A 19,612-nucleotide genomic window follows, 5' to 3' on the forward strand; every position below is an offset into this window, starting at 1 on the left:
GCTTTCTTTGTGGTTTGTGGGGAGTATGGATGTCGCCTAGAGGTGCTCGGGACCTGGTGTCAAGGTCGGCTGTGCGCCCGTGGCGTCCTGGGGCTGGGCTGCTGTCGCCGGAGCGTGCTTGACAGGGGCGGTGCTGGCGGGTGAGCATTTTTGCATGGAGCGATCACAGGAAACAGCAGACGCCCGCCGGTATCCGCGCCTGGAATGCTTGGCGCCGGTGCGGGTGCGCTACGCGGGATGGCGGGTGCAGTTCGCCCGCATGGTGGACCATAGCGACGGCGGTTTTCGCGTGCTGTCGCGTTCCGCCTTCGAGGAAGGGGCGCAGGTGGAACTGGTGTTCGAGGGCTTTGTGCCCGAGGGTTCGGCCTTGAGCTTGTTTGAGACCTACGAGGGCGTGGTGCGCTGGACCCGCAAGGTGGAAGGCCCGGGACTCCCCCTGTTCGAGGCCGGCATAGAGTGGGTGCGTGGTCCCTCGTGACCGACGTGAGGCCGGCCACGAGGACGGGTTAGGCGAGGATGTCGCTGGACACGGCCCGGCAGCTGGCGGTGCCGGTCATGACCATGGCCTGTTTGAGTTCCGTGGTGAGGGCATCCAGGTAGGTCTCCACCCCGCTTTGCAGCCCGCCGATGGCGGCCACGGAGAAGGGGCGGCCGATGAGCACGGCGCGGGCGCCCAACGCGAGCATCTTGAGCACGTCGCCGCCGCTGCGCACGCCACCGTCCACGAGCACGGGGATTTGGTGCCCCACGGCGCGGGCCACGGCAGGGAGCACTTCCGCTGTGCCGGGAGTGCCGTCGAGCACCCGGCCGCCGTGGTTGGAGACCACGATGGCGTCCACCCCGGCGTCCACGGCCAGGCGCGCCTGATCCGGCGTCATGATGCCCTTGAGGATGAAGGGCACGGGAATGCGCTCCCGGATGCGCTGCAACTCTTTGGACGAGCGCGGTGACACGGGCCGGCCCATCTTCCGCAGGGTCACGAGCCCGGCGGCGTCGATGTCCATGCCCACCATGGGCACGCCGCAGGCGAGCACCCGTTCGAGTTTTTCGAAGAGTTCCTGATCTTCCCATGGTTTGATGAAGGGAATGCCCCGGCCCCCCGCTGCCGTAAGGGCGGAGCAGGCCGCATCCAGGATGAACGGCGGCACGCCGTCTCCGGTGCACCCCAAGGTGCCGCGGGCCGCGCAGCCGTGGATGATGGCGTCGATGTACTCCTGTTCGCTCCTGCCGCCGCCCATGTTGAAGGATACCCCGCCGATGGGCGCGGCCAGCACCGGCACGCTCAGGGTGTGTCCCAAAAACTCCACGCTGGTGTCGGGCTCGGTGGTGTCATGGATGAGGCGCATGGCCAGGCGTACGCGGGAAAGGGCCTCCACGTTGGCCATGAAGGCCGAGCCCGTGCCGAGACCGCCCATGCCCGGCACTTCGCCGGCGCAGGCCTTGCCATTGCATACCGGGCACACCCGGCAGTAGCCTTGCATGAGTTCTTTGGCTGTGGCGCGGATTTCTTTCATGCGGAATCCTCCTTGGAAGGAAGTTGGGTGAGGGCATGCGCCCAAAGAATGTGGTCTTCCATGGCCTTGGCCGCGGCTGCAGAGTCATGGGCCAGGAGCGCCCCCAGGATGCGGCGGTGCCCGGTTACCGAGGCTTCGTGCCGGGCGGCGGATTGGAGCGCCTCTTCCCGCGTTTCCGTGATGGCGCCGGTGGCGGCCAAGAGCTCGAGTACGAGAGGGTTCTCCGTGGCCTGCGCGATGGCGCGGTGTACGGCCAGGTCCCGCTCCCCCCAGCGACGGGAGTCGGTTTCTTCGGCCTGGGTGGCCACGGCCTTTTGGATGGCCTGAAGGTGCGCGGCGCTCGCCTTGCGGGCGGCCACCGCCGCGATCCCCGGCTCGATGATCAGACGCAGTTCGAAGAGACGGTCCAGGTGTGCGCGCGCGCCGGCGAGCGCCGCTTCCATGGCGCGGGCAAAGGCCTGGGGAGCGCTCACCACGAACGTGCCTGCGCCGCGTCGGCTCTCCACCACGCCTTGGGCGGCCAGATGCTTGACCGCCTCCCGGATGCTGCCTCGGGAGACGCGAAATCTTTGTGCCAAGTCCCGCTCTGGCGGAAGCCGGTCGCCTGGGGTAAGACCCATCTCGTCGATGAGCCGAAGAAGGTGGTGAGAAAGTGGCGTTGTCATTGGTCCGACCAATTGCCGCGGCTGGGGGCTTCGGTCAAGAGGAAGCCGTGCCGCGTACGGAGGCAGCAATGGAGCAGCAGGAAATGGAGCGTTTGTGGGAGGCCTTTTTCGCCAAGTACAAGAAGACCGAGGGGGACCGCACCTCGTGGTCCGCGCCGTGGATGGTCTTTGCCGGCGGCCGCAAGGTGGAGATGATCATGACCCGTTGCCCGCGGGGCACGCGCTTTCGGTTTTTCGTGGACGGCAAGCAGGTGGAAGAGGTGCAGGGATTCGACGGCCTGGCGGCCAGACTTCCCGTCTGGGAGGCGCAGTTTCCGGGTGTTTTTGTCGCGGAAGACTTCTTTGCCCAGATGGCGGAGATGGTTTCGTAGCCGAGGTCCCCGCGCGCCTCGAGGCAAGGGCCCCGAGGCGCGCGGCGTGGCTTAGAGGGCGTAGAGCTCGGGGCCGGAGAGGATGCGCACCCCTGCGGCCTGGAGGGTCTCGATGGCCTGGTCCGTACGGTCGAAGCGGAAGATGAGTACCGCATTTTTGCCGCTCTGGGTGACAAAGGCGTACATGTACTCCACGTTGACCCCTCCTGCTCCCAGGATTTCCAGGATGTTATGGAGCCCGCCCGGCTGATCGGCCACTTCGACGGCCACCACGTTGGTGCGGCCCACGGTGAAGCCGCCGGCCTTGAGGATCTCCTTGGCCCTTTCCGAGTCGGTGACGATGAGACGCAGGATGCCGAAGTCCGAAGTGTCGGCCAGGGATAGGGCGCGGATGTTGATGCCCCCCTGGGCCAAGAGTTTGGTCACCTCAGCCAGGCGACCGGCGCGGTTTTCCAGAAATACGGAGATCTGTTCGACTTTCATGGTTCCTCCCAGGGAGAGCTTAGGCGCTGCGGAGATCCAGGATGCGTTTGGCCTTGCCTTCGGAGCGCTCGATGCTGCGCGGCTCCGACAGGGTCACTTTGGCGGTGACGCCGAGAAACTCTTTGATGTTTTTTTGTATCCTGGCCTCGATGCGCTGTAAATGCTTGATCTCGTCGGAGAAGAGCGTCTCGTCCACTTCCACCTTCACCTCCAGGGTGTCGAGGCTGCCTTCCCGGCGCAGGATGAGCTGATAATGCGGGGTGATGCCCTGGGTTTCCAGGAGGATGGCTTCGATCTGCTGCGGGAAGACATTGACCCCGCGGATGATGAGCATGTCGTCGGAGCGGCCCTGGATGCGTCCCATGCGGCGGTGGGTGCGGCCGCATTTGCACGGGATGGCGTTGATCTGGGTGATGTCCCGGGTGCGGTAGCGGATGAGGGGTTGCGCCTCTTTGGTGAGGGTGGTGATGACCAACTCGCCGGTTTCCCCTTTCGGCAGCACCTCGCCGGTTTTGGGGTCAATGATCTCCATGAGGAAATGGTCTTCCCAGAGGTGCAGCCCGTCCTGGGCCTCGCGGCATTCCATGGCCACGCCGGGGCCCATGATTTCCGACAGGCCGTAGATGTCCAGGGCCTTGATGCGCAGCTTGGATTCGATTTCCGCCCGCATCTTTTCGCTCCAGGGCTCCGCCCCGAAGATGCCGGTATGCAGTTTGAGGTCCGCCACGTCGATACCGGACTCCACAATGGTTTCGTAGAGGTACATGGCGTAGGACGGCGTACTGCACAGCACCGTGGCGCCGAAGTCGCGCAGCAGCATCACCTGACGCCGGGTGCCGCCGCCGGAAATGGGAATGATGGTGGCCCCCAGGCGTTCCACCCCGTAGTGCATGCCCAATCCGCCGGTGAAGAGGCCGTAGCCGTAGGCGTTGTGGACGATGTCCTGGCGGCTGCCTCCGGCGCACATGAAGGAGCGGGCCATGAGGTCCGCCCAGTTGTGCACGTCCCGGGCGGTATAGCCCACCACCGTGGCCTTGCCGGTGGTACCCGAGGAGGCATGCACCCGCACCACGTTGTCGCGGGGCACGGCAAAGAGGCCAAAGGGATAATTGTTGCGCAGATCCTGCTTCTCCGTAAAGGGCAGGTGCCGCACGTCGGCAAGGGTGCGGATGTGCTCGGGCCGCACCCCGAGTTCATCGAATTTTTTACGGTAGAAGGGGACATTGTAGTACACTTTGTCCACCAATTGGCGCAGGCGTCGAAGCTGGAGGGCTTCCAGTTCGTCGCGGGGCAAGGTCTCTTGCGATACATCGTAGAGCATGGGGTCCTCCTTGAAGGCAGTGGACGCGCCCTTTTGGGGCGCTTGAGGTATTGAGCCGGGGTGCCCTGTCCTTGAACAATCGATTATTGTTCGTCAAGGCGATTTGCCCTTGTGCGAGGTTTGCAGTAGGCAGACGCCGTGAGATGCAGGAGGAGCGTGTGGAAAACAAAACACTGGAAATCGCTGCCTGGCTTGATGGGAAAAAAGGTCAGGACATTGTGGCCATGGACGTGTCGGGCCACACGAGTCTTTGTGACGTCGTGATCCTCGTGACCGCCCTTTCCGCCCGCCACGCCCAGGCCATGGCCGAGGACCTGGGACTCTATTTCCGCCAGCACGGGTGGCCGGTGTTGGGTGTGGAAGGGATGGCCCTCGGCGAATGGGTGCTCCTCGATGGGGGCGACGTGGTGGTGCATGTGTTCGTGGACGAGGTTCGCCAGCGCTACAATTTGGAGGGTATGTACGCGCAGGCGCCGCGTCTTTGGCCCCGGCCCTAAAAGAGGCGCGCCCCCACGGGGACGTCCTGCTCCGGGACCGCCAAGACCACGGCGCCGTCCTCCCGGGCGAACCCGGTGAGGAGGAATTCCGAGAGCACTGGGCCGATGCGTTTGGGCGGCAGGTTGAGCACTCCGAGGATGAGTCGGCCGAACAGCGCCTCTTTGGTGTAGAGCTCCGTCACCCGGGCGCTGGTGGTCTTGATGCCCCATGGCGGGCCGAAGTCCGCGCGAATGCGGTAGGCGGGGATGCGGGCCTCGGGAAAGTCGAGGACTTCCACGATGCGGCCGACGCGCAGCTCCACGGCCTCGAAATCCTGCCACGAAATGGTCTCCATGGGTCCTCCTCGTCGTGCGTGTTTGGGACACAAAACCTCTAGACGTTGGCATTCGTTGCGGGTATGGCCTCCTGCAATTTGTATGGCGGAAAATGGTTGAGGAGGCAACAGTGGTCAAAGACCTTGGCAAAAAGATCGTTCTGGGATTGGTGGCGGTTGCATGTTTGGTGGGGGTCCATGCGGCGCTGGTGGCGTCCGTGGTCGGCTGATGGAGCAATCCCGAGAATTTGACGGACATCACAAGGCCTTCGCGGTGCACGCGGAGGCCTTGTGGCATTTTCGGACTTTCTGTGATGGTTTTTGTTGAGATGCTTCTTGCCCATTGCCAAAGGCGGGGTTTTTGTGTCACGTGCGCGGTCGCTCAAGCATCGTGGTGACCGCAACCGGGAGAGGAAACCATGGCTCAGTCCACAAGTGAAGTCGTTGAATTGTACGTCTTCAAGAAAAAAGAGGTTGCCATCGTGTGTCCGAGCTGCGGGCTCGCCAAGACCGTGCCCGTAGAGCCGCTGCGCACCAAGGGGCATTGGGAGGTCAAGGCCAAATGTACCCGTTGCGCCCACGTCTTTCGGATCAGTCTTAATTTCCGCAAGTATTTTCGGAAGGCGGTGGCCTTGCAGGGGCAACTCCTGGACGCCGCGGCTGCCGACGCGCCGGTGGCTCGGGTGCTCGTGCGCGACATCTCCATGGAGGGGGTCGGCCTGGAAGTGCAGGACGCCGAGCGCACCCTGAGCTCCGGGGAGACGTTGGTGCTCCAATTTCCTACGGCGGAGGGCGAACAGATGCGCAAGGACGTGGAACTCAAATCCGTGCGCGGCGATCGCGTGGGCGCGCGCTTTGTGGACCGCCGGTTTGATCCCGCGGTATTTGCTTGGGTATCGGCGAAATAGGAACGATGTATGGCGATAGACTTCGGACGAGTTCACAGACGTTGGACTCCGATGTTTTTCACGCTCGGGGCGCTGGTGCTCATCGCGGCAGCGGCGTTGGTGGCATGGCGGCCGGAACTGGTGATCGGCCGACAGGAGCCGCGCGTTCGTTCGGTGTTCATTTTTCCGCCTGCGGCGGCCCAGGCCGGGGCTGCCTGGCGGCTGACGGGCCAGTGGCGTTCTCCGGGCAAACAGGACGGCGAGGAAACCTTGTGGGCCGTGGAGTTCAAGCCCGTGCCCGACTGGGAAACGCCCCCCCCGGTGCTCCTCTCCCAGGCAGAGCGCGGCGTGGATGTGCGCGGGGTATATCAGCCCGCCCCGTTCACTCGGGAACCCCCCATCAAGGTGGCGGGATCGGTGGTCTTGGCGGATGCGGCGGTGGAGTGGGCGCGCCTGGCGCTCGAGCGCTCCGGTGCCGGCGAGGTGCGGCGCCTGCCTGGTTTGACTCCGGACGCCACGGAAGTGGAAGGGGCGTTTTTCGCCTCGAAGGTCCGCCGGTCCATTGACGTGCGCGCTGTGGGCACGGAAGCGGGGATCACGGCCTTGATGAGCCGGGCCTGCATGATGGCGCTGAGCTCCCGGCCGCTTACCGTGACGGAGGAAGCCTCGGGGCTGCAAGCCCGTATGGTGGGCCGAGATGCCTTGGCCGTCGTGGTCGCTCCGGGAAATCCCGTGCGGACCCTGGATATGGATGCGCTGCGGGATATTTTCAGTGGGCGCATCCAGCGGTGGAGCGAGGTGGGCGGCCCGGATGCGCCCATCACGGTGGTCGCTTTGGAACCCAATTTCGGGACCCAACAGCTCTTCCAGGAATTGGTGTTGGGGTACCTGCCTCTCACGACGAAGGTCCGTTGGGCGCCATCGCCGGCAGCGGTGGATGCCCTGGTGGCGGACGATCCAGGCGCCATCGGGTACACCAGCTTGCCGCTCACGCAGCGCGCGGCGCTTGTGGCTGTCCGCACCGAGGCAGGCCAAGCCCCGGTCTTGCCTTCTCCGGTCTCGGTGCGGGATGGTTCGTATCCTTTGGTGCGGTCGCTCTTTGTGGCCTGGCGCAAAGACGCACCTCCGTCCCAATTGTTGGAGACCATATTTTCCAGTGAAGGCAAGCGCATTCTGGAGCGTTTTGGTTTTCTGGTATCACCGAGTTGATGGCGCATGGGAGAAAATGGCATGCAGAAGCGAATTTTGGTGATTGATGACGACAAGTTGATGTGCTTGGCGCTGGCCAAGATGCTTGCGGCGGAAGGATATGAAGTGGAGCAGGCTGGCGATGGAGACGAAGGATTGCGTCTGTATCGCCAAAACCCCTTCGATGTGGTGGTCACGGACATGATCATGCCGGACAAGGAAGGCATTCAGATTATTCGAGAGCTGCGGAAATTGGATCCCAAAATCCGCATCATCGCCATGTCGGGTGGCGGCCGGGGCGGGGCCACGGATTATCTCAAGTGGGCCAAATTGATGGGGGCCAAGCGCTGCCTCAGCAAGCCTATCAAGCGTGAAGAATTGATCGAGGCGGTGGCGGAAGTGTTGGCTCTGCCCTAGGGCATTCTCCGGACAACCGGCAGCAGCGAAAGAGGACGAGGTCATGGAACGAAGACGGGCTTTTTATAACCTGCTCCAATTCAAGATTCATTTGGGCATCCAGATTATCCTGGTGGCGAGCTTTGTGGCCCTGGGGTACTTCATGTACCAGGCCCAGCTCGCATTCCTTTTGGGCGAGGTGCAGCGCCAAGGACAGGAGCAGGTGAACTTGGTAGCGCAGGCCAGCGTGCCGCCTTTGGAGCGCGGGGCGACATACCTCCTGGAGGAGGTTGCGGCTCGGGCGGAGTTTTCTCCTTCCGTGGCCTACTGCTTGATTACGGATGCCAACGGCAATCCCGTCAACGATGGGGAAGTTCGTCCCGGCGTGACTCGTTTTGCCATGGCCAAGGCGATCCCTCCGCAAGATGTGCTCGTCTTCACCCAGGACTTGACGCGTGGCGGAGTCACGTTGGGGCAGGTGCGTCTGGCCATGCGCGTCGACAAGGCGAAGGAAGAAGCCCAACGCACCATCATCCAGCTCATTGCCGCCTTTGCGGTGGTGCTCGGCGTCATCGCGGTATTTTTGTATTTTTTCCTCAACCGTCTGCTCATCCAGCCTGTGGCCAACTTGGCGGAGCTTACCGAGACCTTGGCCCGAGGCGAGTTCGTGACCTCCAACTTGGACCGTCGTTCGGACGAGCTCGGCGTTCTAGCCGAGGGCTTCAACATCATGAGCCGCAACTTGCGCGAGCTCTACCGCGGATTGGAACAAAAAGTGGCCGAGCGTACCGAGGAGCTGGGCAAGGCCTTTCGGGAAGTGGAGGCCATTTTCGAAAACTCCTTGGTGGGTATCGCCGTGATGACCCCGGATCACCGGGTGGTGCGGGCCAACACCCGTTTCGCCATGATCTTCGGCTATACCCAGGAAGAAATGCCATCCGTCGACCCGGTGCAACTGCATGTGTCCAACCGGGACTTCGACACCTTCGTGGAGAAGTTTTTCAGTCAGTTGCCGGAAGTGGAGATCACGCAGCTGGAGTTCCAATTCCGCCGGAAAAACGGCGAGATCTTCTGGAGCCAGATCTCTGCCAAGGCGCTGGATGAAAGCGATCCGGACAAAGGCATCATCGTGGTGCTCGAAGACATCACGGAGCGGAAAAAGGCCAGCGAGCTTTTGCGCCGTCATGCCGAGGAACTCCGCTTGGCCAAGGAAGAGGCCGACAAGGCCACCCGGACCAAGAGTGAGTTCTTGGCGCGTATGAGCCATGAGATCCGCACGCCCATGAACGCCATCTTGGGCATGGCGGAGATGCTCCAGGAAACGGGCCTGACGGAAGAGCAGGCGGAATACGTGCGCACGTTCAGCTCCGCCGGCGAGCTGCTTTTGGGCATTATCAACGACATCCTCGACTTCTCCAAGATCGAGGTGGGGCAGATCAAACTGGAGACCGTGCCCTTCGATTTGCAGGAGTTGGTGGAAGATATCCATAAGCTGTTCGTATACCGGGCCGAGGAGAAAGGGCTGGCGCTGTCGTGCACCCTGTCGCCGGGCCTGGCGACGCGGTATCAGGGCGACCCGTTCCGTATCCGCCAGATTCTCATCAACCTGGTGGGCAATGCCATCAAGTTCACCCACCAGGGCAGTGTCCGCCTGACCGTGGAGGACGCCGTGGGCGAGGACGGCTCCCCGTGCTGCCTCTTCAAAGTCCAGGATACGGGTATCGGCATCCGCAAGGACAAGATCGCGACGATCTTCGAGAGTTTTGCCCAGGCCGACACCTCCACCACCCGGGAGTTCGGCGGCACCGGTCTCGGTCTCGCCATTTCCAAGAAATTGGCCGAGCTCATGGGCGGCGATATCTGGCTGGAGAGCGAGGTAGGCCGCGGGACGACGTTCTTCGTTCTCTTGCCCCTCAAGCCGGACTTCAGCGTTGCCGCGCAGGAGCGCCGCAGCCAGGTGCCTTCCGATCTGCGGCTCCTGGTGGTGGAAGACCGGCCGCAGGCCCATGACAGTATCGCTGCCCTGGTGCGCTCGTGGGGGCTGACGCCGCAGGTGGCGTCGCACCCTGCGGACGCGGTCAACGTTGTGCGTTTGGGCGGGGTGGACATGGTGGTCGTGGACAGCCAGGTGGACGGAGACCCGGGCTTTGACGTGGTGCAGCTTTTGCTCGGCCAGGACGTAGAAGCCCCGCCCATGGTCTTGCTGGTGGACTCTCCGCAGGCCTTGGGTGAGCTCCCGAGCCCTTCGGACGTGGGGCCGCTGGCGTACATGTTGCGTCGGGAGCGCACCGCCCGGCTCCAAGACGTGCTCTTGGATCTGGCCTCCCAGCAGAAGCACCGCCGCCTGACCTCGGCGCGCCAGCAGTGGAAGGTGCTGCTCGTGGACGATGTGGAGGCCAACCGCAAGGTGGTGGAACTCTTCCTGAAGAACACCAATGTGGTGCTCACCCACGCGGAAAACGGTCAGGTGGCGGTGGACCGCTTCATGGCCGAACCCTTCGATCTCGTGCTCATGGACATGGAAATGCCGGTCATGGATGGTCTGGAGGCCACCCGGCGCATCCGTCTCTGGGAGCAGGAAAAGCGGGAGTACTCCACGCCCATCGTGGCCCTGACGGCCCATGCCTTCCAGGAGCACCGCCAGCAGTGTTTGGCGGCGGGGTGTACGGACTTTTTGGCCAAGCCGCTCAAGAAGCAGGACTTGCTCGACATGATCGAGCGCTACGCGGGCGTGCGGGAGTCGCTGCGGCCAGGGGCCCCGGCGGCAAGCCAGGCGCCGCTTCCGGAAAGCGCCGACGAGGACTCCTCGCCGGTACAGATCGATCCGGAGCTGGCGGACCTCCGTCCCATGTTTTTGCGCACCGTGCGGGACTTCCAGCGTCAGATCAAGGAAGCCCTCGATGTGGAGGACTTTCTCACCGTGCAGCGGTGCGGCCATAGCCTCAAGGGCCTGGGCGCCACGTACGGTGTGGACCCGGTGAGCCAGATGGGGCGCAGCCTGGAGCTCGCCGGGCAAAACAAGCAGAAAAACGCGGCCATCCAAGCCTTCAATCTCCTGAGCACCTTTATGGATACCGGCGAGGTCCCCAAGGTGCAGGCAGAGAAAGCGGCCTGTACCTTGGTGGAGGATCTGCCGGAAGCCAGCGGGTCGGAGCGGTTGGTGGTCTACGTGGCCCCGGAGATGCGCGAGCTCATCCCCTTCCTCATGGACTCCATGCGCAAGGATTTGGAGATCATGCACGGGGCCTTGGAGCAGGGCGATTTCGCCACGGTGCGGCGGTTGGGGCACAGCCACAAGGGGTTTGGCTCCACGTATGGCTTCGACTACGTCACCGAGACGGGCTATGCCATCCAATGTGCGGCCGAGGCCAAGAACACCGAGGAGTTGCAGCGGCTTCTGCAGAATTTGAGCCAATATCTCGACCAGGTGCATGTGGTGTACGGTGAAGCGCCGGCCCCCGAGGCCGTGGAGCCGGTACGCCTGGATGAAGGCGGCAAACCGGTGCGGTCGGCCGCCGCAGCCCCGGTGGTGGCCGTGGATGCGGAGCTCATGGATTTGGTGCCGCTCTTTTTGGATACCATGCGCCGGAATCTGGCGGAGATGCACGAGGCCCTGCCGCGCGGGGACTTCGAGACCATCTGCCGCCATGGCCATAGCCAAAAGGGGCTCGGGAGTACGTACGGCTTCGAGGAACTTGGTGAGATGGGCATTCGGATCGAGGATGCCGGCAATCGGAAGGACTCCACCGAAGTGGCGGCCCTGCTCGATGCCATGGAAGCATATTTGGCCACGGTGCAAGTGGTCCGCAAGGAGGAATGACGGATGATGCGGCAGCGTGAACTCCTTCCCCAGATACCCATAACCGTGCTTTTGGTGGACGACGAGTTTCTCATCGGCGAGGCCATGCGCATCAAACTCGCAAGCCAACGCGACATCGCCTTCCATTACTGCCGTGAGCCTGACCGGGCCTTGGAAGTGGCCCTCTCCGTGCATCCTACGGTCATCCTCCTGGACCTGGTCATGCCTGGGGTCAATGGCCTGACCATGGTGAAATTTTTCAAAACCAGCGAGGACTTTGGGGATGTCCCGCTCATCGTATTGTCCGCCCGGGAAGAGCCGGAACTCAAGAAAAAGGCCTTTGACCTCGGTGCCGACGACTACATGATCAAGGTCCCGGACAAGCTGGAGCTCATCGCCCGCATTCGCTGCCATTCCGAGCGCTATATCTTCCGGGTGCAGCGTGACGCCCTCCTTGCGCGTTTGGCGGCCGCCGAAGAGCAGACTGTCGCCGTTTCCGCCGGAGCATAAGAGCGTGCATATGCATCCCCAAGTCATTCTTTCCCTCAATAAGATCCTTTTGCATGCGCCGTCTTTCGACGATGCATGGAAAAAACTGATCACCGAAGTGCCTAAAGTTTTTGGTTGTGAGCAGGTCCGCTTGTACCGGAAGCATCCTTCCAAATCCGAAGTCATTGCCCGTGTTTCCGGGAACGACGGAAAGCAACAGGTGATCACGCTATCGTTCGCTACTTCGAGCATTGCCGGGTATACGGCCCTGGTGCGTATTCCCATCCTTCTCAAGAGTTTGAATCGTTCGGAATTCACGCTCATCCATCCGGACTTGCGTTTTGACTCCCGCTATGACGCTGCCACCAATGTGGTGACCCGCAATCTCATTTCCTTGCCGCTGACCCATGGGGATGCCTTTTTGGGGGTCCTGCAACTCGTGAACAAAAAAGAGGGCACGTTTCAGCGGGAAGATGAAGCCGTTGCCCGGCTTTTGGCGGATTTGCTCGCCCGGAGGATGCACGAGGAACTGCAGATCCCCAAGGGGCCTTTCGATGCCCTGGTGCATGGGGGCTTTTTGGACGCCGACGCCCTGGAAGCGGCGAAGGCCGCGGCTCGCCAGCGCGGTCTGCCGGTGTCCGTCATCCTGCGACGGGACTACGGCATCGCCCCCATGGAGATCGGGGCGTCGCTGGAGCGCTATTACCAGGTGCCGTTTGTGGCCTTCGAGGGAAAGTTCTTCGGCGACAACGCCCTGCAGGGGATGAACCGGGCATACCTCAAAAAGAATTTTTGGGTCCCGCTCAAGCGCGAAGAGGAGCGCTGCGTGGTCCTGGTGCACAACCCGGCGGATCTCAACCTCATGGAAGACATCCGCCATGCCTTGGGGGCCACGAGCTACGAATTTCGTGTGGGGCTCCCGGAAGAGATCTTGGCTTTTTTGGGAGATTTTTCTTTGCTTCCCGAGGCTGCGGCTACGGCGACCGCATATACGGACGCCGAGTCTTCCGAGGCGGACGCGAAGGCCGTCGCCTCTGGGCTGGCGGAATTCCTGGAAGCCGCCGAGACGGGGGGCGATGTGGTGGATACCGCCGAAGCAGGCCACGCCGAGGAGGACATCTCGGCGGAAAGCCGCCAGCAGGCAGTGAGCTTCGTCAACAAGATGATCATTCACGCCCACACTATTGGCGCCTCGGATATCCATATCGAGCCCAACAAACCTGGAACACCCGGAGTGGTGCGTATGCGGGTGGATGGGGCGTGCGCCAAGGTTCTGGGGGTCCCGGGGGATCTCCTGCCTTCGGTGGTCTCCCGCATCAAGATCCTCTCCGGGCTCAACATCGCCGAACGCCGTCTCCCGCAGGACGGCAAGGCCAAGGTCCGCTTCAAGGGTAAGGAGATCGAGATGCGCGTGGCCACCCTGCCCACCGTGTACGGCGAGAGCGTGGTGCTGCGCATGCTTGCCGCAGGTCAGACCATGCCCTTTGAAAAGCTCAATTTGCGTGCGGACAACGCCCGGCGCATCGAAGCCGTCATGAAGAAGCCCCATGGGATCTTCTTGGTGGTCGGCCCCACGGGTTCGGGAAAGACCACGACTTTGCACGCCATCTTGGGGCGCATCAATACGCCGGACAAAAAGATCTGGACCGTGGAAGACCCGGTGGAAATCACCCAGCCGGGGTTGCAGCAGGTGCAGGTAGATACCTCCATAGGGCTCACGTTTGCGCGCATCATGCGGGCCTTTTTGCGCGCTGACCCGGATGTGATCCTGGTGGGTGAGATGCGCGACTTGGAAACCGCCCAGATCGGCGTGGAGGCTTCCCTGACCGGGCATTTTGTGTTTTCCACCCTGCATACCAACTCGGCCCCCGAGACATTGACCCGTTTGCTCGAGATGGGCATCGAACCGCTCAACTTTTCCGAGGCGTTGCAGGGAGTGCTTGCCCAGCGCCTGGTAAAGACTTTGTGTTCGGCGTGCAAGGCACCGTATGCGCCCAGCGACGAAGAATGGGAGTTTCTGGTGGAGCAGTACGGGGCGGAGCTGTTTCCGGAGCTCGGCGTGGACCGTCAGACCGCGCAGCTCTACCGTGCAGTGGGGTGCCCCCGGTGTGACAACACTGGATATAAAGGCCGCACCGGCATCCATGAGCTCCTGGTGCCGACCCCGGAGATCCGCAGGGCCATTGCCCGTCGCGTCCCAACGGACGAGATTAAACAGATGGCCTTGGCCTCGGGCATGCGGACCCTGGTTCAGGACGGGATCGCAAAGATCTTCCGGGGTGATTTCGATATTTTGCAGCTGCAGAAAGTCACCGCCAGCGACGAGTCATGATTGGGTACAACGCGGTACAGGTTCTCGTTGCTCCCCAGGCCGTGGCGGGCAATTGGCTGCGCCTGCAGCACAAAGGCCCCGAGATGGTGGCAGTGGTCAAGGCGGACGCCTATGGTCATGGCTTGATTCCTGTGGCCCAGGCCCTAGCGCGGGTAGGGGCGCGGCGCTTTGCCGTGGGCACGGTGGCCGAGGGCGTGGCGCTGCGCGAGGCCTTGCCTGGAGCGCAGATCATCGCCTTGCTGGGGATTCAGGATGCTTCGGATGCTGCTGCCTGCCGGGACTATGGTATCGTTCCCCTGGTGACCCATGCCGAGCAGTGGCCGCTTTTGCGCCGTGCGGCGGCTGCGGCGGCTGCGCCTTTGGCGGTCATCCTCAAGTTCGATACTGGGATGGCTCGTCTCGGCTTCACTGTGGAGGCGCTGGAGCATGTGGTGGATGCCCTGCGCGCGGCCCCCATGCTGCGTCTGGTGGCCGTCTTCTCGCATTTAGCCACTGCCGACGACCCCGAAGCCGCGGATTTCGTGGCCGAGCAGGCCGCCCGGCTTGCGGCCATCCAGACCTTTTTGGCGGCAGCGGGATTTTCTGTGCCGGCAAGTTTGGCCAACTCTGCAGCCTTGGTAGCCCATCCCGTGGCCCACTTTCAGATGCAACGCCCAGGCATTGCCCTCTACGGCGCCAACCCCTTGGCGGGGACGGCCTGGGAAGACCGCTGCCCGCCGCTGCTTCCGGCCATGACGGTAACCGCTCCCATCCTGCAGGTGCGTGATATCGCTCCGGGTGTTACGGTGAGCTATGGCCGCACCTTTCGTGCCTCCCGCCCCATGCGCATCGCCATTGTAACTGCAGGTTATGCCGACGCCTATTCGCGGGGGCTTTCCGGAAAGGCGGCCATGGTGGTGGGCGGAGTGCGCGCTCCGGTGCTCGGGCGGGTGTGTATGCAGATGACCGCCGTAGATGTCACCCATTGTCCGTCGGTGCGGCCTGGAGACCGGGCGTATCTCTTGGGTGGTCCGGGAGAGGCGGCCATTACGGCAGACGAGCTTGCCGCCTGGTGGGGGACCATTCCGTACGAGGTTTTTTGCCTGCTTGGGATGAATCCCCGCACCATGGTCTAGAGGCGCTGCTCCCAGAGATAGGCGCTCTTCACAATCTCCTCGATACAGTCATGTTTGGGCTGCCAGCCCATGACGCGCTGGATGCGCGTGCTGTCCGCCACCAGCGCCGGTGGATCACCGGCGCGGCGTGGTGCGGTGCGCACCGGAAATGCGTGTCCAATGACGGCTTGCATGGCGGTGATGATCTCGCGCACCGAATAGCCGTGGCCGTAGCCGCAATTGAAGATCCCCGGAGCTCCGCCGCCTTCCAGGTGCCGCAGGGCGCGCACGTGGGCTTCGGCCAGATCGGTGACGTGGATGTAATCCCGGATGCAGGTGCCGTCCGGCGTGGGATAGTCGGTGCCGAAGATGGACAGCGCCTCGCGCCGGCCCAGGGCGGTCTGCGCCGCCACCTTGATGAGGTGGGTTGCCTGCGGGGTGCATTGGCCAAGCCGCCCTCCTGGGTCTGCCCCGGCCACGTTGAAGTAGCGCAGAACCACGGGGCGAAAGTGCGGGTGGGCTGCGGCGGCATCGAAGATGGTCCATTCGCTCATGAGCTTGCTGCGGCCGTAGGGGTTGATGGGCGCGGTGGGGGCCTCTTCGGTGACGGGAACGGCCTCTGGGATGCCGTACACCGCGGCGGTGGAAGAAAAGATGAAGTGGGGGATGCGGTGGCGTAGGGCGAGTTCCACCAGGGCCGTGGTGTTGGTGGTGTTGTTTTTGTAGTATTTGATGGGGTTTTCCACGGACTCGGGCACGATGATGGAGCCGGCGAAGTGGAGCACCGCCGTGAAGCGGGATTCTGCCATGAGTGTGGCGAGTTTGGCGGTTTCGGCCAAATCCCCCACCACCAGGCGTGCCGGTGGGAGCACGGCCTCGGCGCGGCCGGTGGAGAGGTTATCGTACACGATGACGTCGTAGCCGGCCTGGGTGAAGGCCAGGGTGGTGTGGGAGCCGATATATCCGGCGCCGCCGGTGACTAGCACGGTAGGCATGGGTTTCTCCTCGATGTAGGATGTGTGCCCAGGGCTTTACAGGAAGGCGCCGGCCTTGCAAAGGAAAACGGCTCTATGGCCCTTGGGCGGGGTCGGACTTTTGCGCTATAAGGAGACTCCATGTCCATCATTCCTGGATTTACTCTGGTGTATTCAACCGTTGTCCCGGAGATCGCCTCCCATGTGGACCTCATTCGTCACGATTCCACGGGCGCGCGCATCCTCTCGCTTCGCAATGCCGATCCCAATAAGGTTTTTGGCATTACCTTCCGTACCCCTCCTACGGATTCCACGGGCGTTGCCCATATCTTGGAGCACTCCGTGCTCTGCGGCTCGCGGAAATATCCCGTCAAGGAGCCGTTTGTGGAGCTCCTCAAGGGATCGCTGCAGACCTTCCTCAACGCCATGACCTATCCGGACAAGACCTGTTATCCGGTGGCAAGTCAAAATCTCAAAGATTTCTATAACCTGGTGGATGTCTATCTGGATGCGGTCTTCTTTGCGCGCCTCTGTCCCGAGGTGTTCGAGCAGGAGGGCTGGCATTTGGATCTCCCCGCCCCTGGTGGCGAGCTCACCATCAAGGGCGTGGTGTACAACGAGATGAAAGGGGCCTACTCGTCGCCGGAGTCCTGCATCATGGAGCGGGCCCAGCACTCCATCTTTCCCGATACCCTCTACGCCTTCGACTCCGGCGGCGATCCGGCGGTGATCCCGGACCTCACCTTCGAGGCGTTCGCGGATTTTCATCGCCGCTACTACCACCCGGCCAATAGCTGGATCTTTTTCTCCGGCGATGACGACCCCGCGGCCCGCCTTGCTTTGCTCGCCCCGTACCTCGATGCCTTTGCGCCGCTTGCGATCGATTCCCGCATCCCGCTGCAGCCGCTGCGTCCGAGGCTGGTGCGTCAGGTCTTCCCCTTCGAGGCCGATGGCACGGGGCGGGCCATGGTGCTGCGCAGCTGGCTCATCCCGGAGGATCTCGGCTTTTCCTCCATGGCGGAGACGCGCCTTGCCCTGCGCATCCTCGATCAGGCCCTTTTGGGGATGGACGCTTCGCCTTTGCGTCGGGCCCTGGTGGAATCGGGCCTGGGCGAGGACGTGCTCGGCTGCGGCATGGAATTGGAGCTGGCGCAGCCCTATTTCAGCGTGGGCCTCAAAGGGGTGGCGGAAGAGCGTTTGGACGCCGTGGTGGAGTTGGTGGAAACGACCCTGCGCCGCCTGGCTCATGAGGGTTTTGCGCCCGAAGTGGTGGAGGCGGCGCTGCACTCGGTGGAATTCGATTTGCGGGAGCGCAATACCGGTGCGTACCCTCAGGGACTCATCACCATGCTCCGGGCGCTCACTTCCTGGCTCTACGACCGTGATCCTTTGGAGAACGTAGCCTTTGAAGCCCCCCTTGCCCGCCTGAAGGAGCGCCTGGCCGCAGGCGAACCGGTGTTCTCCTCGCTGGTAGAGCGCGCCTTGGTGGCCAATGGCCATGGCTCGGACGTGCGTTTGGTGCCGCGCAGTGGCCACGGCGCCCAACTGGCGGCCGAGGAAAAGGAGCGCATCGCCCGTCTGCGTGCGGCCTGCTCCCTTTCCGACGCCGAGCTTGCCGCCCGCACCCAGGCCCTGCGGCAGCGCCAGGAAGCCCCGGACGCCCCCGAGGACTTGGCGCGCATCCCGCGGCTGACGCTGGCGGACGTGGAGCGGGCAGTGCGAGACGTCCCCACCCGCAAGCTTGCGGCGGTCCCTGCCTTGATCCATGAGCTCCCGACCTCCGGCGTCTTCTATTTGGACATTGCCTTGGATGCTGCAGGCGTACCGTGGGACTTGGTGCCGTATCTCCCCTTGTGGGCGCGCCTTGCCACTGAGGCAGGCACCAGCCGGCAGGACTATGCCGCTTTTGCCACACGCATCCACCGGCACACGGGTGGAGTCGTCGTGCGTCCTTCGGTTTTTCTCCATGAAGACGGCCACGCGGTGCTCTGCATGCTGGTGCGCGCCAAAGCCCTTGCCAGCGGCGTGCCGGAGATGCTCGACATCATCGCCGAAGCCCTTCTCGATGCCCGCTTGGACGACCGGGAGCGCTTCCGGCAGATCCTCTTGGAGGAAAAGGCCGCTTTGGAACACGCCTTGGTGCCTGCAGGGCACCGTTTCGTCGCCACGCGCCTGCGCAGTTTCTATCACCCGGCCGAGGCCCTGCAGGAGCACATGGGCGGCATTGCGTACCTTGGCTTTGTTCGTCGTCTCGTGGCGCGTCTGGATACGGATTGGCAGGAGATTCATGCTGCCCTGATGCGTATCCGCCAGGCAGTGGTGCGTCAGGGCGGGGTGACGCTCAATCTCACTGCAGACGGCGGCCTGCTGGCGCGCGTAGAGTCCGCCGTGTTGCGTTTGCCGGAGCGCTTTGCGCCAGGCGCCTCTTCGGCCGCTGTGTGGCCTCTCCCGCACGCCCCGCGCAGCGAGGCCTTTCTTCTGCCGGCCCAGGTGAACCACGTGGGCAAAATCCTGCCGGTGGCGCAGGCGGGCTACCACTTCCATGGATCCGGTCTGGTGGGCTGCAAGCTCTTGCGCACCGGCTGGCTCTGGGAGCGGGTCCGGGTTGTGGGCGGGGCCTATGGGGCGTTTTGTTCTTTGGGAAGGCAGACGGGGCTTCTCCATTTCGGCTCGTACCGGGACCCCAATGTCCTCTCCACCCTTGAGGCCTTTGCCGCTGCGGCTACGGCCTTGCGGCGTGCGGATCCTGCTTCCTTGGAGCAGGCCGCCATCGGAGTGAGCGGGGATCTCGATCCGTGTCTCCTGCCCGATGCCCAGGGTTTTGCCGCCTTTTCGCGCCACCTCTCCGGGACGACCACGGCCATTCTCCAACAGGTCCGAGACGAGGTCTTGGCGGTTTCGTCCGAGTCGTTGGCGTCCTTGGCTGCCGCCATGGAGCAGGCCGAGGGGTGTGTGTGCGTCTTGGGGGGCGAAGACAGCGTCAACGGAGCGAAGGCGCAAGGGGTGGTCTTCGATAACGTGGAACGTTTGGCGTGATGTGCTCCTGGACAGAGGCGGGGCTTCAGTGTATCGCTATGATACACCCGGTTGGGCACTACTGAATGGAGCCGGTCATGCATGCCGATGAAGAACCACTGGTATTCGCCGCCGAGGGGCCGGAGGACGAGGGGCCTAAGGGGCCGCCGTGGAAGGTCCTGGTAGTGGATGACGACGAATTCGTGCATCGCATTACCGAGCTTGCCTTGCAGGGATACCGGTTCCAGGGACGGGGGCTTTGCTTCCTCCATG

17 protein-coding genes are annotated in these 19,612 nt (G+C 63.1%); 11 read left to right on the forward strand and 6 right to left on the reverse strand.

The features are described 5' to 3' along the window. Positions 1-154: 154 nt before the first annotated feature. Positions 155-478 (forward strand): PilZ domain-containing protein, encoded by a 324-nt coding sequence (locus BR00_RS06020; protein WP_496476690.1) that lies wholly within the window; start codon positions 155-157, stop codon positions 476-478. A 28-nt stretch (positions 479-506) separates the two neighbouring features. Here the strand turns inward: BR00_RS06020 and BR00_RS06025 are convergent, their stop codons facing one another. Further along, positions 507-1,514 carry an alpha-hydroxy-acid oxidizing protein gene (locus tag BR00_RS06025; RefSeq protein ID WP_496476691.1) on the reverse strand — a complete coding sequence of 336 codons (1,008 nt, stop codon included), beginning with the start codon at positions 1,512-1,514 and terminating at the stop codon, positions 507-509. Continuing rightward, positions 1,511-2,179 carry a FadR/GntR family transcriptional regulator gene (locus BR00_RS06030; RefSeq protein ID WP_496476692.1) on the reverse strand — a complete coding sequence of 223 codons (669 nt, stop codon included), beginning with the start codon at positions 2,177-2,179 and terminating at the stop codon, positions 1,511-1,513. Before BR00_RS06030 ends, BR00_RS06025 begins: the two co-directional genes overlap by 4 nt. 68 nt (positions 2,180-2,247) lie before the next feature. On the opposite strand from BR00_RS06030, the gene BR00_RS06035 reads away from it, so the two are divergent. After that, on the forward strand, positions 2,248-2,550 hold the full coding sequence (locus BR00_RS06035) for a hypothetical protein (RefSeq protein WP_496476693.1): 303 nt from the start codon (positions 2,248-2,250) through the stop codon (positions 2,548-2,550). Between the two features lie 51 nt (positions 2,551-2,601). Here BR00_RS06035 and BR00_RS06040 read toward each other — a convergent pair whose 3' ends face one another. Then, complete coding sequence (locus BR00_RS06040; protein WP_281750864.1) at positions 2,602-3,033, reverse strand: ACT domain-containing protein; 432 nt, start codon at positions 3,031-3,033, stop codon at positions 2,602-2,604. Positions 3,034-3,052: 19 nt separating this feature from the next. Beyond that, complete coding sequence (locus tag BR00_RS06045; protein WP_496476694.1) at positions 3,053-4,354, reverse strand: phenylacetate--CoA ligase family protein; 1,302 nt, start codon at positions 4,352-4,354, stop codon at positions 3,053-3,055. A 158-nt stretch (positions 4,355-4,512) separates the two neighbouring features. Between BR00_RS06045 and rsfS the strand changes: the two genes are divergently transcribed. Further along, a complete protein-coding gene (rsfS, locus tag BR00_RS06050) occupies positions 4,513-4,851 on the forward strand; it encodes a ribosome silencing factor (protein WP_496476695.1) in 339 nt (112 codons plus the stop codon). On the opposite strand, the gene BR00_RS06055 is transcribed toward rsfS, so the two are convergent. Next, the gene (locus tag BR00_RS06055; RefSeq protein ID WP_496476696.1) at positions 4,848-5,186 is read right to left on the reverse strand and encodes a tRNA-binding protein; all 339 of its coding nucleotides are present in this window, start codon (positions 5,184-5,186) and stop codon (positions 4,848-4,850) included. The genes rsfS and BR00_RS06055 overlap by 4 nt on opposite strands. A gap of 398 nt (positions 5,187-5,584) precedes the next feature. Here BR00_RS06055 and BR00_RS06060 point away from each other — a divergent pair, with 398 nt between their 5' ends. The 7 genes from BR00_RS06060 to alr are packed head-to-tail and all read left to right on the forward strand — an operon-like array spanning position 5,585 to position 15,371. Further along, complete coding sequence (locus BR00_RS06060; protein ID WP_496476697.1) at positions 5,585-6,073, forward strand: PilZ domain-containing protein; 489 nt, start codon at positions 5,585-5,587, stop codon at positions 6,071-6,073. A gap of 51 nt (positions 6,074-6,124) precedes the next feature. Next, complete coding sequence (locus BR00_RS06065; RefSeq protein WP_496476698.1) at positions 6,125-7,261, forward strand: substrate-binding domain-containing protein; 1,137 nt, start codon at positions 6,125-6,127, stop codon at positions 7,259-7,261. Between the two features lie 21 nt (positions 7,262-7,282). Then, complete coding sequence (locus tag BR00_RS06070; protein ID WP_496476699.1) at positions 7,283-7,657, forward strand: response regulator; 375 nt, start codon at positions 7,283-7,285, stop codon at positions 7,655-7,657. Positions 7,658-7,700: 43 nt separating this feature from the next. Further along, positions 7,701-11,456 (forward strand): response regulator, encoded by a 3,756-nt coding sequence (locus tag BR00_RS06075; protein ID WP_496476700.1) that lies wholly within the window; start codon positions 7,701-7,703, stop codon positions 11,454-11,456. Between the two features lie 3 nt (positions 11,457-11,459). After that, a complete protein-coding gene (locus BR00_RS06080) occupies positions 11,460-11,945 on the forward strand; it encodes a response regulator (protein WP_496476701.1) in 486 nt (161 codons plus the stop codon). Between the two features lie 10 nt (positions 11,946-11,955). Then, positions 11,956-14,256: a GspE/PulE family protein gene (locus tag BR00_RS06085; protein WP_496476702.1), complete on the forward strand. Its 2,301-nt coding sequence runs from the start codon at positions 11,956-11,958 to the stop codon at positions 14,254-14,256. Further along, the gene (gene alr, locus BR00_RS06090; protein WP_496476703.1) at positions 14,253-15,371 is read left to right on the forward strand and encodes an alanine racemase; all 1,119 of its coding nucleotides are present in this window, start codon (positions 14,253-14,255) and stop codon (positions 15,369-15,371) included. Before BR00_RS06085 ends, alr begins: the two co-directional genes overlap by 4 nt. Here the strand turns inward: alr and galE are convergent. Beyond that, the gene (galE, locus tag BR00_RS06095) at positions 15,368-16,345 is read right to left on the reverse strand and encodes a UDP-glucose 4-epimerase GalE (protein WP_496476704.1); all 978 of its coding nucleotides are present in this window, start codon (positions 16,343-16,345) and stop codon (positions 15,368-15,370) included. The two genes, alr and galE, sit on opposite strands and share 4 nt — an antisense overlap. 120 nt (positions 16,346-16,465) lie before the next feature. Here galE and BR00_RS06100 point away from each other — a divergent pair, with 120 nt between their 5' ends. Beyond that, positions 16,466-19,360, forward strand: coding sequence for an insulinase family protein (locus BR00_RS06100; protein ID WP_496476705.1), 2,895 nt, complete (start codon positions 16,466-16,468; stop codon positions 19,358-19,360). Positions 19,361-19,612: the final 252 nt, after the last annotated feature.

Source organism: Thermodesulfomicrobium thermophilum DSM 16697 (genome assembly GCF_059568695.1).

Bases quoted from the DNA above. Each gene is read 5' to 3' on its own strand.
- BR00_RS06020 (WP_496476690.1), top strand. From the start codon at position 155: ATGGAGCGATCACAGGAAACAGCAGACGCCCGCCGGTATCCGCGCCTG.
- BR00_RS06025 (WP_496476691.1), bottom strand. From the start codon at position 1,514: ATGAAAGAAATCCGCGCCACAGCCAAAGAACTCATGCAAGGCTACTGC.
- BR00_RS06030 (WP_496476692.1), bottom strand. From the start codon at position 2,179: ATGACAACGCCACTTTCTCACCACCTTCTTCGGCTCATCGACGAGATG.
- BR00_RS06035 (WP_496476693.1), top strand. From the start codon at position 2,248: ATGGAGCAGCAGGAAATGGAGCGTTTGTGGGAGGCCTTTTTCGCCAAG.
- BR00_RS06040 (WP_281750864.1), bottom strand. From the start codon at position 3,033: ATGAAAGTCGAACAGATCTCCGTATTTCTGGAAAACCGCGCCGGTCGC.
- BR00_RS06045 (WP_496476694.1), bottom strand. From the start codon at position 4,354: ATGCTCTACGATGTATCGCAAGAGACCTTGCCCCGCGACGAACTGGAA.
- BR00_RS06055 (WP_496476696.1), bottom strand. From the start codon at position 5,186: ATGGAGACCATTTCGTGGCAGGATTTCGAGGCCGTGGAGCTGCGCGTC.
- BR00_RS06060 (WP_496476697.1), top strand. From the start codon at position 5,585: ATGGCTCAGTCCACAAGTGAAGTCGTTGAATTGTACGTCTTCAAGAAA.
- BR00_RS06065 (WP_496476698.1), top strand. From the start codon at position 6,125: ATGTTTTTCACGCTCGGGGCGCTGGTGCTCATCGCGGCAGCGGCGTTG.
- BR00_RS06070 (WP_496476699.1), top strand. From the start codon at position 7,283: ATGCAGAAGCGAATTTTGGTGATTGATGACGACAAGTTGATGTGCTTG.
- BR00_RS06075 (WP_496476700.1), top strand. From the start codon at position 7,701: ATGGAACGAAGACGGGCTTTTTATAACCTGCTCCAATTCAAGATTCAT.
- BR00_RS06080 (WP_496476701.1), top strand. From the start codon at position 11,460: ATGATGCGGCAGCGTGAACTCCTTCCCCAGATACCCATAACCGTGCTT.
- BR00_RS06085 (WP_496476702.1), top strand. From the start codon at position 11,956: ATGCATCCCCAAGTCATTCTTTCCCTCAATAAGATCCTTTTGCATGCG.
- alr (WP_496476703.1), top strand. From the start codon at position 14,253: ATGATTGGGTACAACGCGGTACAGGTTCTCGTTGCTCCCCAGGCCGTG.
- galE (WP_496476704.1), bottom strand. From the start codon at position 16,345: ATGCCTACCGTGCTAGTCACCGGCGGCGCCGGATATATCGGCTCCCAC.
- BR00_RS06100 (WP_496476705.1), top strand. From the start codon at position 16,466: ATGTCCATCATTCCTGGATTTACTCTGGTGTATTCAACCGTTGTCCCG.